The organism is Deltaproteobacteria bacterium, assembly GCA_026129095.1.
In the GTDB taxonomy this organism is placed as follows: domain Bacteria; phylum JAGRBM01; class JAGRBM01; order JAGRBM01; family JAHCIT01; genus JAHCIT01.
The window spans coordinates 278,920-291,287 of record JAHCIT010000005.1 but is presented as its reverse complement, the minus strand read 5'-3'; the positions used below and the strand labels follow the sequence as shown (position 1 = coordinate 291,287).

General features: G+C 62.4%; 11 protein-coding genes. 4 read left to right on the top strand and 7 right to left on the bottom strand.

All coding sequences use genetic code 11. The annotated features are described in order from the left end of the window. Positions 1–73: 73 nt before the first annotated feature. Positions 74–2,167 (top strand): thioredoxin family protein, encoded by a 2,094-nt coding sequence (locus tag KIT79_09555; GenBank protein ID MCW5829547.1) that lies wholly within the window; start codon positions 74–76, stop codon positions 2,165–2,167. An 80-nt stretch (positions 2,168–2,247) separates the two neighbouring features. Then, positions 2,248–2,883, top strand: coding sequence for a thioredoxin family protein (locus KIT79_09550; GenBank protein ID MCW5829546.1), 636 nt, complete (start codon positions 2,248–2,250; stop codon positions 2,881–2,883). A gap of 73 nt (positions 2,884–2,956) precedes the next feature. Here KIT79_09550 and KIT79_09545 read toward each other — a convergent pair whose 3' ends face one another. Genes KIT79_09545 through KIT79_09535 form a run of 3 tightly spaced genes read right to left on the bottom strand, consistent with a single transcriptional unit; the run spans position 2,957 to position 5,958 of the window. Then, positions 2,957–3,649 (bottom strand): glycosyltransferase family 2 protein, encoded by a 693-nt coding sequence (locus KIT79_09545; GenBank protein MCW5829545.1) that lies wholly within the window; start codon positions 3,647–3,649, stop codon positions 2,957–2,959. Positions 3,650–3,688: 39 nt separating this feature from the next. Beyond that, positions 3,689–4,654: an SDR family oxidoreductase gene (locus KIT79_09540; protein ID MCW5829544.1), complete on the bottom strand. Its 966-nt coding sequence runs from the start codon at positions 4,652–4,654 to the stop codon at positions 3,689–3,691. Further along, on the bottom strand, positions 4,651–5,958 hold the full coding sequence (locus KIT79_09535) for a UDP-glucose/GDP-mannose dehydrogenase family protein (GenBank protein ID MCW5829543.1): 1,308 nt from the start codon (positions 5,956–5,958) through the stop codon (positions 4,651–4,653). Before KIT79_09535 ends, KIT79_09540 begins: the two co-directional genes overlap by 4 nt. Before the next feature lie 45 nt (positions 5,959–6,003). On the opposite strand from KIT79_09535, the gene KIT79_09530 reads away from it, so the two are divergent. Together KIT79_09530 and nth are read left to right on the top strand one after the other, a co-directional pair. Further along, positions 6,004–7,116: a pyridoxal-phosphate dependent enzyme gene (locus KIT79_09530; protein MCW5829542.1), complete on the top strand. Its 1,113-nt coding sequence runs from the start codon at positions 6,004–6,006 to the stop codon at positions 7,114–7,116. Beyond that, positions 7,109–7,783: an endonuclease III gene (nth, locus tag KIT79_09525; GenBank protein MCW5829541.1), complete on the top strand. Its 675-nt coding sequence runs from the start codon at positions 7,109–7,111 to the stop codon at positions 7,781–7,783. Before KIT79_09530 ends, nth begins: the two co-directional genes overlap by 8 nt. Before the next feature lie 21 nt (positions 7,784–7,804). Here the strand turns inward: nth and rodA are convergent, their stop codons facing one another. The 4 genes from rodA to mreC are packed head-to-tail and all read right to left on the bottom strand — an operon-like array spanning position 7,805 to position 12,332. Continuing rightward, on the bottom strand, positions 7,805–8,929 hold the full coding sequence (gene rodA / locus KIT79_09520; GenBank protein ID MCW5829540.1) for a rod shape-determining protein RodA: 1,125 nt from the start codon (positions 8,927–8,929) through the stop codon (positions 7,805–7,807). Then, positions 8,926–10,887, bottom strand: a complete 1,962-nt coding sequence (mrdA, locus tag KIT79_09515) for a penicillin-binding protein 2 (GenBank protein ID MCW5829539.1) — start codon at positions 10,885–10,887, stop codon at positions 8,926–8,928. The genes rodA and mrdA overlap by 4 nt, the downstream gene beginning before the upstream one ends. Before the next feature lie 3 nt (positions 10,888–10,890). Then, positions 10,891–11,457, bottom strand: coding sequence for a hypothetical protein (locus KIT79_09510; GenBank protein ID MCW5829538.1), 567 nt, complete (start codon positions 11,455–11,457; stop codon positions 10,891–10,893). Further along, positions 11,454–12,332: a rod shape-determining protein MreC gene (gene mreC / locus KIT79_09505; protein MCW5829537.1), complete on the bottom strand. Its 879-nt coding sequence runs from the start codon at positions 12,330–12,332 to the stop codon at positions 11,454–11,456. Before mreC ends, KIT79_09510 begins: the two co-directional genes overlap by 4 nt. Between the last annotated feature and the right edge of the window lie 36 nt (positions 12,333–12,368).

Here is a 12,368-nt window from a genome sequence, read left to right as displayed (position 1 = left end):
GAATGGCAGGTGCCGTAATATGGGTGAATGGATTGGTAATGCCCATGGCAGCAGGATCGCCTAAAGTGGCGCCGTGAATTTTGCCCTCCAGGGCCGGGTGCCGGCGTTCGGGTTATTTCTCTGGCTGCTGTCAGCGATATCGTCCCATGCCGGCGAATCGGCAGTGCCTGCCGGGGTTTCAGGACCAGTCCGGCGCGATCATGTGACAGTGGAACTGGTGGCCGACTCCGCTGCCCTCTCTCCCGGCAGCCAGTTTGAAGCCGGGGTGAAGTTCACGCTCGATCCCGAATGGCACGTTTACTGGAAGAACCCCGGCGATTCGGGCGAGGCGCCACGCTTTGAGTGGGAGTTGCCACCGGAGGTGACGGCCGGCGCGCTTCACTGGCCCGCGCCGGAGCGGATTCCGGTCGGGCCACTGCTGAACTATGGCTACGAGGGAGAAGTGGTCTTCCCGGTCGAATTTGCCTTGGACAGCTCCGCGGTCCCCGGTGAGACGGTTCGCCTTGTGACGGAAGCCAAATGGCTCGTGTGCCGCGAGGACTGTATTCCTGGCTCGGCACGGCTCGAACTTGTGATCCCCGTGGAAACCGCTCCCCGGCCCGGTCCGCACGGACCGCTCTTCGAGGCAGCCCGCGCCACCCGGCCTCATTCGCTACCGGCGGGCGCCGCAGTGGTGGAAGACCGGAGCGGCATGGTCACTGTTGTGGTCCGGCGTAACGTGCTGGGCGGGGTCGATCCGGGAACACTCCGGCTCTTTCCCGAAACCGAAGGCATCCTCGTGAACGCTGCCCCGCAGAAGGTCGAAGCCGCCAACGAGGTCGTGCGGGTTTCCGTGCCGAAGGAAGCGATGCATCCGTCACCGGTAACGGTTCTGCCCGGACTGCTCGCCGGGAAACTGCCAGACGGAACCCGGAAGGCATTCTCATTCGAGGCAGTGCGATCCGGGGGCATGGACCGGGCAGGTCCAGGTCTCCTGCTCGCCATTCTTTTTGCCTTCATGGGCGGCCTGCTTCTGAACCTCATGCCGTGCGTTTTCCCGGTGCTGACACTGAAAATACTGGGTTTTGTCGAGCAGGCGGATTCCGATCCGGCCCGTGTCCGGCGGCATGGATGGGTGTTCGCTTCGGGTGTCATGGCGGCCTTTGCCGTGCTGGCCGCTGCGCTACTGCTGCTCCGGGCGGGAGGCGAGCAGCTTGGCTGGGGCTTCCAGTTGCAGTCGCCCGGCTTTGTCGCCGCACTGGTCATGCTGCTGTTCGCACTGGCGCTGAGCCTGTCCGGTTTGTACGAAATCGGTCTTTCGTTCACGCGCCTGGGCAGTTCGGCCGGCGGAGGTTATGGCGGGTCGTTTCTTACCGGCGTTCTGGCGACGGTCGTCGCCACACCCTGCACGGCACCGTTCATGGGACCGGCGCTGGGCTTTGCCCTGACGCAGCCCGCTGTTTCTGCGGTGGCTGTATTCGCGGGACTGGGAGCCGGAATGGCCACGCCCTATGTCGTGTTGTCGGAGTTTCCCGCCTGGCTGGAAAAACTCCCGCGCCCCGGTCCGTGGCTTGACACCTTCCGGCGCGTGATGGCGTTCCCGCTCTATGGAACTGGCATCTGGCTGCTGTGGGTCTACGGCCATCTGTCCGGAGTGGACAATGCAGTCCGGTTGCTATGGGCGCTATGGCTGCTCGCCATTGCCGGATGGCTCTGGGGGCGGACGCAGTTCCAGTTACGCCCGTTGCCCGTAGTGGCAGCGATGGCTTTCCTTGCCGGGGCGATTGGACTTGCCGCAACCGCCCGGCCGCCTGCGGTAGCGGTCAGCGGCGCCCCATCGGCGGATGCGTTCTGGAAACCCTGGTCGCCGGAGGCAGAGCTAGCTGTTTCGGGAAAACCCCTCTTCGTCAACTATACCGCCGCCTGGTGCATCACCTGCCAGGTGAACGAGCGGACGGTTTTCTCCCGTGATGATGTGCGGGCTGCATTTGGTGTCGCGGAAGCCACCGTTTTGAAGGCCGACTGGACGCAGAAAGACAGTGTGATCGCGGGGAGTCTCGCCCGGCTCGGCCGCAACAGCGTGCCCACCTATGCCTGGTATCCGGAAGGTATTTCCGGCCGGGTCGAGCTCCTGCCGCCGGTCCTTACGGCTTCCATCGTGATTAACGCCGTTCAATCTCCCCGGTGAGCGGGGAGGCAGCACGGGGGACATTCCGGCCGGACCGTGGTAGGAAATCCGCAACTGGACTTTCAGCGAGGTTGGACACCATGAAGAAGAAAACGTGGATACAGGGAATAGCGGCAGTGATGACGCTGGTGGCGATGGGCGCCGGTATCAGTGTGCTGATGAGCAGCAGGGCATCGGCGCTTGAGATCGGCAAACCTGCCCCGTCGTTTACCGGGAAGGGCAGTGATGGAAAGGATTACAACCTGTCCGATTACCGGGGAAAATATGTAGTGCTCGAGTGGCTGAACCATGGCTGTCCATATGTGGCCAAGCACTATGACAGCGGCAACATGCAGGGCTTGCAGAAAAAATACACGGAAAAGGAAACCATCTGGCTGAGCGTCATTTCATCCGCACCTGGAAAACAGGGCTATTCGACACCAGAAGAAGCCAATGCCGACGTGAAGAAACACAACGCGTCCCCCACAGCCGTGATACTGGACCCGGAGGGGAAGATCGGCCGGGCTTATGATGCCAAGACGACACCGCATATGTTTGTCATCGATCCCAAGGGGGATCTCATCTATGCCGGGGCCATCGACAGCAAGCGTTCTACCGACCAGAAGGACATTCCGAAGTCGGTCAACTACGTCTCGCAGGCCCTTGATGAGGCAATGGCAGGAAAGCCGGTGGCCACGGCCTCGACCCAGGCCTATGGCTGTTCTGTGAAGTACTGACGCCCAAATCACGCAGCCCGGATCACTGACAGTGTCTGGCGCCGGGTGATACTGTCGTCTTCAAGTAGTTTTCCTAGTATTCCCGCGACAGCCAGCCGAAGTGCACAATGTGCCAGAGGGCGGCGAAGCCGTCCTTCCAGCCAATCTTCTTGCCCTCGTCAAAACCCCGCCGGTCATAGCTGATAGGCACTTCGGCAAGTCGTGCCCCGCGCCGGGCGAGCTTGGCCGTGACTTCCGGCTCAAAACCGAACCGGTTGGACTTGAGGGGGACATCCTGGATGAGATCCCGCCGGAAGCACTTGTAGCAGGATTCCATGTCGGTGAGATCAAGGTCGAAGACCAGATTGCCGATCGTCGTGAGTGTCCAGTTCACGAAGAAGTGCCAGAAAGGCGACTTGCCGCGCCAGCCATCGGCGTACCGGCTCCCGTAGATGGCGTCGTACTGTCCCGTACGCATGGGTTCCAGCAGGCGGCTGTAGTCGGCCGGGTCGTATTCGAGATCTGCGTCCTGAATGATCACGAATTTGCCCTTGGCCTCCTCTATGCCGCGCCGGAGGGCGGCCCCTTTTCCCATGTTGTGCGGCTGGAGCACCACGCGGACCTTCGGACTCTCCAGGGAAGACAGCAGGTCGCGGGTGCCATCAGTCGAACCGTCGTCGACGATGACGATTTCAAGATCATAGCCCGTGGCGAGCACCCGCGAGACGATCTCGCGGATCGTCTCGCGCTCATTGTAGCAGGGAATGATAACCGTGAGTTCGGGCATGGAGAGATAGATAGTCGAGCGGAGAGGGAAGGGCGATAGTCAGGCTCCCATGACCTTCTGGAAGTAGCGGATTGTCTCTTTAAGGCCATCTTCCAGCGGCACTACCGGTTCCCATCCAAGAAGCTGCCGGGCGCGGGTGTTGTCGGGCTTGCGCTGCAGCGGATCGTCCGTGGGCAGCGGCCGGAAGGCAATTTCCGATTGTGCGCCGGTAAGTTTCCGGATCAGTCCGGCGAAGTCCAGAATGGTGCGCTCATCGCCAGTCCCCAGGTTCACCGGGCCGCGCACGTCCGACGCCCCAAGCCTGAGCAGGCCGTCCACCAGGTCGCTCACGTAGCAGAACGAGCGGGTCTGTTTCCCGTCTCCATATACAGTGAGCGGCTGGCCCCGGAGAGCCTGTGCGATGAAGTTGGGCACCACGCGCCCATCATCAAGCTGCATTCGTGGCCCATACGTATTGAAAATGCGGGCAATCCGGACGTTGGCACCGCGGCTTCGTTCATAGGCGGCGCACAGGGCCTCCCCGTAGCGTTTTGCCTCGTCGTACATGGAGCGGGGCCCCACGGGATTTACCCGGCCCCAGTAGGTTTCGGGCTGGGGGTGGATATCAGGGTCGCCGTAAACCTCGCTTGTGGAGGCCTGCACGAATACGGCCCCGGATTTTTCAGCCAGGTCGAGCAGGTTTTCCGTTCCCTTTGAGCCGGCACGGAGCGTCTCGATGGCGTATTTCGTGTAATGAACCGGGGAGGCCGCCGAAGCGAGATTGAAAACGGCGGCAGGTTTCGGGGGCAGCGGAGGCAGCGGCTCGGTCACGTCTGCCCGGATGAACGTGACGGCCGGGCTGCCGGCAAGATTCTTTCTCGAACCTGTCAGTTCATTGTCAATGACCGTGACGCCCGCGCCCAGAGCCATCAGCCGTTCTGCAAGGTGTGAGCCGATGAAGCCGGCGCCACCGGCAATAACAACGGCGCCACCCCGGTAGAAATCCGCAAGGTTTGGGACAGTCACGTACGGTGGCCCCCGATACCAAAGTAGCGGAAACCGAGTGATTCGATCCGGTTCTTCCGGTACAGGTTCCGGCCATCAACGACAACGGGCGACTTCAGCAGCGACTTCATCCGCTCAAAGTCCGGCTCGCGGAATTCGTTCCACTCGGTCAGAATCACAAGCACGTCGGCATCCTCAAGCGCGTCGTACGGTTTCTGCACCAGACGGACATGGCGGGCCACGTCGCCCAGATTCCGTTCGCGGGCCTCAGGGTCGTAGCCGGTGACCAGAACGCCTGCCGAATGCAACCCCTCAATCACGGTGAGCGAAGCTGAATCCCGGCAGTCGTCGGTTCCGGCCTTGAACGAAAGCCCCCAGATAGCTGCACGCTTCCCCTTCGGCTGGCCACCGAGTGCTTCGATAGTCCGTTCCAGCACGTATTGCTTCTGGCGCTCATTTACGCGGTGGGTTGCTTCGGCCAGCTCCAGTGTGAGTCCCGCCGACCGGCCAAGCTCCCGGTAGGCCAGGACGTCTTTTGGGAAACACGATCCGCCATAGCCCGGCCCGGGGAACAGAAACCCTTCGCCGATGCGCGGATCGCTGCCGATGGCGCGACGAACGGCGGAGATATCGGCTCCAACCCGGCCAGTAAGCAACGCCAGTTCATTCACGTACGAAATACGCATGGCGAGGTAGGCGTTTGCGGCATATTTGGAGAGTTCGCTGCTGGCGATATCCATCCGCAGTATGGGTTTGTTGGTACGCACAAATGGCGCGTAGAGTGCCTCCAGTGTTTCGAACACCACCGGATTGTCGGAACCGATGATGATCCGGTCGGGCTTGAGGAAATCATTGACCGCCGTTCCTTCCTTGAGGAACTCGGGGTTTGACGCCACATGGAACGGGGTTTGTGTTCCGGCAGAAATCCACTCGCGTATTTTCGCTGTCGTTCCTACAGGAGCGGTACTTTTCAGGGCTACGATGGTATTTGCTGCCAGTGCGGGTGCCAGTGCGCGGGCAGCCGATTCAATGTTCCGGGTATCGCACTGGCCGTTTTCGCCCGGCGGGGTCGAAACGCAGATGAATACCACCTGCCGGCCCTTCACGGCGGAAGCCGTATCCGTGGTAAAGGCGAGCCGGTCGCCCTTCACGTTTCTCTGGATCAGGCGCTCCAGGCCTGCCTCGTAGATGGGGCACTCGCCACGCCGCAGGACTTTGATCTTCTCCGGGTCCGTGTCCACCAGAACCACGTCGTTTCCCGTCTCGGCGAGACACGTCCCCGTCACAAGACCCACATAACCGGCTCCGATAACTGCTATCCGCATAGGCTCTGGCGATGATTGTAGACGGTCCCGAACGGGATTTCGCCAATGACGCCCGGCTCCATGCTACCTTTCCTGCTGATGCCGCCCGACGCCTTGTACCGCTTTGCTCCGGAGCTCGCTGGCCGATTGCCCGCCGAACCGCTTGGGCGCTTTCCGACGCCAGTAAAACGGGCAGGGGGTTTGTCGCGTGAAACGGGGGCGGAGATATGGCTCAAGTGCGACGATACCAGTTCTGGCCTCTATGGCGGCAACAAGGTCCGGAAGCTGGAACTGGTTTTCCCGGAAGTTTTCCGCCGCGGGTTGAAACGGATTGTCACAGGTGGAGGCTGGGGCTCCCATCATGTGCTGGCCACGGCGGCTTTTGCCCGGAGCTTCGGGATCGGGACCACTGGTTATGTGATGCCCCAGCCGCTGACGCCGCATGTGGTGGAGGTTCAGCGCCTTTTGCACTCCTTCGGGGCGGACATCGTGCCCGTATCCGGCCCGGCAGAAATGGCGGCGCGGATCGCGGCGGAAGCGGGCCGTACATTCCTGCCTGGTAACCGGACGTATGTCCTGGTTCCGGGCGGTTCGACACCGCTTACCGTGCTGGCCTATGCCGGAGCGGCACTGGAACTGGTCGGTCAGGCGAAAGCGGGGGAATGTCCCCTCCCGTCCGATGTTTTTGTCGCGGCGGGTTCTGGCGGAACGGCAGCAGGATTGCTGCTCGGGTTTCATCTGGCGGAAGCAGACGTGAATGTTCGAGCCGTGCAGGTTGTGGAGCGGCCCCTGAGCAACCCATACGTTGTCTGGCTGCTGGCCGAAGCCGGTCACCGAAAGCTCCAGTCGCTCACGGGCCGTCCGTTACCTCCCGTTTCCCGTGCACGGCTGCGGTTCGAGACCGGCTATCTGGGCCGCTGCTATGGCGACCCGACGGCGGCGTCACGCGAGGCGGTCCGCCGGGCCGGGGAGAGCGAAGGGTTGAGTCTCGAAACCACTTATACGGGGAAAACTCTTGCGGCGCTGCTGCACCGTGCGCGTGGCTGCAAGGGGCCGGCGATGTTCTGGAACACCTACAGCAGTGCGGACATGTCGGGAGGGCTTGCAGCGGTACCAGAGACGGCGCTTCCGGATCCGGTACGCTCCCTGTTCGCTCAAGCGGGGCCTGGTAATGGCTAAATCCCGTGAAACAGCCGTGGCCAGGCGGACCCGTGCCCTGGAAGTGGTCCGGCGTCTCAAGCGCCGGTACAGGGATCCCGAGTGCGCGCTTGTCCATGAGGGGCCGCTCCAGCTGCTCGTGGCAACAATCCTGTCGGCCCAGTGTACGGATGTGCGGGTCAACATGGTGACACCAGCCCTGTTTGCCCGGTTCCCCACGGCAGAGGCATTCGCCCGTGCCGATATCGGGGAAATCGAGAAGCTGATCCGCTCGACCGGTTTCTTCCGTTCAAAGGCGAAATCAATACAGGAGGCCTGCCGGGATATCGTTGAAAGGTTCGGTGGCAGGGTACCGGTGGAACTGGACGCCCTCATTTCGCTTCGCGGTGTCGGCCGCAAGACAGCCAACGTGGTACGCGGCAACGCCTTCGATATTCCCGGACTCGTGGTGGATACGCATGTGGGACGGCTCTCCCGCCGCCTGGGTCTCACCCGTCACACGGATCCCGTCAAGGTGGAGTTCGAGCTGATGGGCCTGTTGCCGGAAGACGAGTGGACCAATTTTTCCCACCGTCTGATCTTTCTCGGCCGGGACACCTGTGCGGCACGGAAGCCCCGCTGCGAGGGCTGCATCCTGGCGGATATCTGCCCCCGCGTCGGTGTGAAAAGCGGGCCGGGGCTCAAGTAGAGCCGGCCATCCGCACTACGGCTAGAAATGGAACCGGTCCCGGTAAACCGCCGCGATGATGCCCATTCCGGCGAACAGTGTCAGCACGGAGCTTCCTCCAGCGGATATGACCGGCAGCGGAATGCCGATGACCGGCATGACGGCGAGATTCATTCCCAGGTTGATGACCATGTGCCAGAAAAGAAGGGACACGACCCCCACGCAGAGGAGCGTCCCGAACGGGTCGCGGGATTCGCGGGCGGCTGCGGCCCCCCGGAGTATCAGGATCCAGAAGCAGGTGATCACGGCGAGCGCTCCGGTGAATCCCCACTCCTCGGCCAGCACACAGAAGGCGAAATCGGTATGCTGCTTGGGCACGTAGGCAAACTGGCTCTGCCTGCCGCGCATCCATCCAAGGCCCCCTGTGCCACCTGAGCCGATGGCGATCTTGGCCTGGATCTGCTGGTAGCCGACACCTTTGGGATCGGATTCAAGATCGACAAGTGCGACGAGCCGCTTCCGGTGGTGTGCCTTCAGGTGCTGGAGCGGGTCGCGATCCAGAATGAAGACATAGAAGGACAGGCCACCGATAACGAGGATCATCGAACCGGCTGCAAGACGTTTCAGCGTCGTGTCGATCCCTGCGAAGAGGATCAGCGTTCCGATCATGGTGGCATAAATCACCGCTGTCCCGACGTCCGGCTCCTTCAGGATCAGTGCGAGAGGCGGTAATGCAAGTGCCAGTATCTTGGGCAGGGAGCTCAGTCCCACGGGCCGTTCCAGTCCCTGCCGGACCAGCAATCGTGCCAGCGTGATGATGAGGATGATTTTCATCGGCTCTGACGGCTGAAGCCCCACCGGACCCAGCCTGAGCCAGCTTTTTGCACCGCCAGCGCTGTATCCCACGAAATGCACTGAGGCGAGCACCAGGATGCCAGTCGCATACAGCCAGTAGGCCCACCGCTCGATGGACTTCAGGTCCACCAGCGAAACGATCCCGAAGATCACCGCACCAACCGCGATGGCAACCACCTGCGAAATCCAGACGGGCCTGCCGGCGATGGTCTGTCCTGCGCTCACGAGATTGATCACCGACGCGACGGAAATCATGGCGAGCGGCCAGATGATCCAGCCGTCCAGGCGCGAGGGTCCGGTCCTTCCCGTCATCGGTGTCCGCCCCCGGCACCAGCGGCGCTTGCCTCAAGCTGCCGGCGCTCCTTCAGCCGCTTCCATTCCGCGATGACATCGGCCACGACCGGCGCAGCCGTACGGCTTCCTGATCCGCCATGGCCGATGAGCGCGGCGACGACGATCTCCGGCGTTTCGTACGGCCCGGCCGGAGCGAAGGCGGTAAACCAGGCGTGATCCTCAAGCTCGTAGGGCAGAGGCAGCTTCTGCTCCTTGTACTGGCGCTGGACGTCCATGGTTGTGACCTGCGCGGTTCCGGTCTTCCCGGCGATCACGATTTCCTTGCTGTGAACGCGGTAGGCCGTTCCGCCGGGCTCGTTCACGACGGCCCGCATTCCGTCGGCTACCGTATCGATGACTTCCGGCCGGAGAGGGAGGACGATTTCGGGATCCACGGGAATGGTGCGGATGAGTTTTCCGGTTGGGGACTGGACCTGGCGGACCAGATGCGGACGGAAGACCCGCCCGCCTGCCGCGATGACGGATGTCATCTTGGCCACCTGGAGGGGGCTCATCAGTGTGTAACCCTGTCCGATGGCTGAACTGATAACCTCGCCCCAGTACCAGGGTTCCTTCATTGTCCGCTGTTTCCATTCGGGACTGGGGTTCACACCGGCAGTTTCGCGTGGGAGTTCGATTCCGGTGGGCTTGCCGAGGCCGAAGTGCCCCGACCAGTAGGCCAGCTTGTCGATGCCGAGCAGGGCCCCGGCGCTGTAGAAGTAGACGTCACAGCTGTGCTTCATCGCATCGTGCGCCGCCATGGTGCTGTGTCCTTCCTTCTTCCAGCACCCGAAGTCGCGGTTCCCGAACTTTTTCTTGCCGGTGCACAGCCAGGACGTGTGCGGGCCGATGACGCCTTCCTGGAGGGCGGCGGCCTGGGTGACGATCTTGTAGGTCGAGCCGGGCGGGTAGCGTCCCTGTATGGCGCGGGAAAAAAGCGGACGGTCGGGATCGTTCAGCAGCGCGCTGAACGCGGCACCGGATATTCCGATCGAGAACTGGTTGGGGTCAAAGCCCGGCTTGTCGATCATGGCCAGGATTTCGCCGTTCCGCGGATCGAGTGCGATCAGTGCGCCTTCACGGGTGCCGAGCATCCGTTCCCAGGCGTACGTCTGCAGTTCGGCGTCGATGGTGAGCACGAGCGAGTTCCCCGCCTGTGCCGGGATGTATTCGCCGGAGATGCCGAATTCCGCGAGATCCTCGGGCTCCACCAGTTCGCCACGGGCATTGGCTACCCGTTCGCGGTATCCCGGCTGGCCCCGGAGATCCTGTTCAAAGGTGAGCTCCAGACCGGCTTTCCCGATCCAGTCACCCTGCCGGTAGTCCTTGCCGGGGTGGGCCTCGCGGAGTTGCGCCAGTTCCGTTTCGTTTACCTCGCCCACGTAACCAAGCACGTGCGACAGGTTTCGTCCGAACGGGTAGTCCCGTACCGGATCGGTAACGACATCGGCATAGGCAGGCGGAAGATGCGCTTCCTCGATCCGGGACATCTGGTCCCAGGTGAGATCGCGCCGGTAAGGCTGGTAAAAGAACCGGTCCCGGCCCTTCCATGAGGCGATGAAACGGCGGATATTCTCCGGCTCATCCTCCAGCAGTCCGGCGATCTGGGTGATGACGGCATCTATCTCTGCCCTGCGGATTTTGTCGTGCCGGGGCGCCCGGAACTGGTCCGGCAGCAGCACGAGAGAGAACCCCGCCCGCGATTCCGCCAGAGTGATTCCGTGGCGGTCCTTCACAATGCCGCGATATCCGGCAATCCGCTCACTGATGAGCTTGTTGTCCCGGCTCAGCCCCGCGTAGAACTCGTGGTGTACGATCTGCAGCACGAACAGGCGCGCCACCAGCAGCAGGAGCGGAATGGCGAACAGGATCACCAGAAACGTAACCCGACCCTGCAGGCGTTTCAGGATTTCGCTAGTGTCGAGGTAGGAAGCCATTTCCTACCTTTCGCGCCCGAAACCGCCTGGGCCGGTTACCGAGATGCCAGCCTCCGACAGCCGGAATGGACGGATCCGGAAGGCCCATTCGATCAGCGCCGAGAGGACTACGGTGAGGATCAGGTTGAAAAACACGGACGCCGGCAGGTTTGACAGGCTTCCGGCGGGACCGGATGGCAAGCCGGCGAACCCGGTATATTGCAGTATGATCGCCGCCCGTTCGATCACCGTGGCCAGAACGACGGCAAACAGCAGAAAAGGGAGTGTGTCCCGCAGGAAACGGCGGCCAAAATGGACCGCCAGGAGGACGAACATCAGCCGCAGCCAGCAGGCACCGAACAGGCCGCTCCCTGTCACATCCCACAGGATGCCCAGCACGGTAGCGATCCAGCCTGCCTCGAATGGACCCCGGCGGAAGCCGGCATGGACAGTGAGTACCACCAGCGGCTGGATGGTGAGCCACGGCAGGAACGGTATGAGGACTGTCTGCTGGAGGATCAGGCAGATGGCGCCCGCCAGCACGTACAGGAAAAACCCGCGCCACACCGGATCGGCATTCGGATCAATCATGGCGGGTTTCCTTCGGCAGGTGGCTGGATATCAGCCGGGGTTTCCTCCGTTTCGTCTCCGGCCTCGGCCCGCGCCCGTACCACCAGCACCTCATCCAGATGCCTGACACTGGCTGCCGGAACAGCCGTCACGGGCAGCGTAAGGCCGACGCCGGGATTTCCCACGGCAGTTACCATCGCCACAGGGAGGCCACGGGGAAAGATCAGCCCTGACCCGGCCGAAATGAGCAGGTCGCCCGGCTGAACGTCATCGGTACGGCGGACGCGGTTTACTTCCAGCGGATCGCCTGCTCCACCGCCCGTCACGATGCTCCGGGCCCGTGAACGGGCATTGTAGACAGGCACCCGGCTTCGGGGATCTTCCAGCAGCAGCACAGTGGATGTAAGCCGTCCGGCGTACCAGATCTGCCCGATCACGCCGCCGTTGGCGAGAACGGCCTGTCCTGGCTGGATTCCCGAGAGCGAACCACGGTCGATGGTAAGTGTCGCCTTTTCCTCGTCGGCGATCCCGATGACGCGGGCGGCAACGAGATCGCCGCCGAGTTTTTCCTTGAGACCGATCAGTTCGCGGAGCCGGGTATTTTCCCGCGCCAGTTCGACGAGCGCGGCCCGTTCGGCAAGAAGGTGGCCGCGTTCCGTTTCCAGCTGGTCCAGGCGTTTCTGCACACCGACAAGATACACGTAGCGGCTGCCTGCTTCGCCAGTGAGGCTGACTGTCTTTGCGGCCGTCATCTGCAGGAGGGAGAAAGCGTCCAGTACCAGTGCCGGGATGGGGCCGATCTGGTTCTGCCGGGAGACGCTCGTGGCAAAGGCTCCCATCGCAACAAGCGTCAGAAATATCAGGCGGGGAGCAGGGCGGTTCCAGAGTGCGAACATGGATGGCCGGAAGCGAGTCCTTTCCTTAACCGGGCG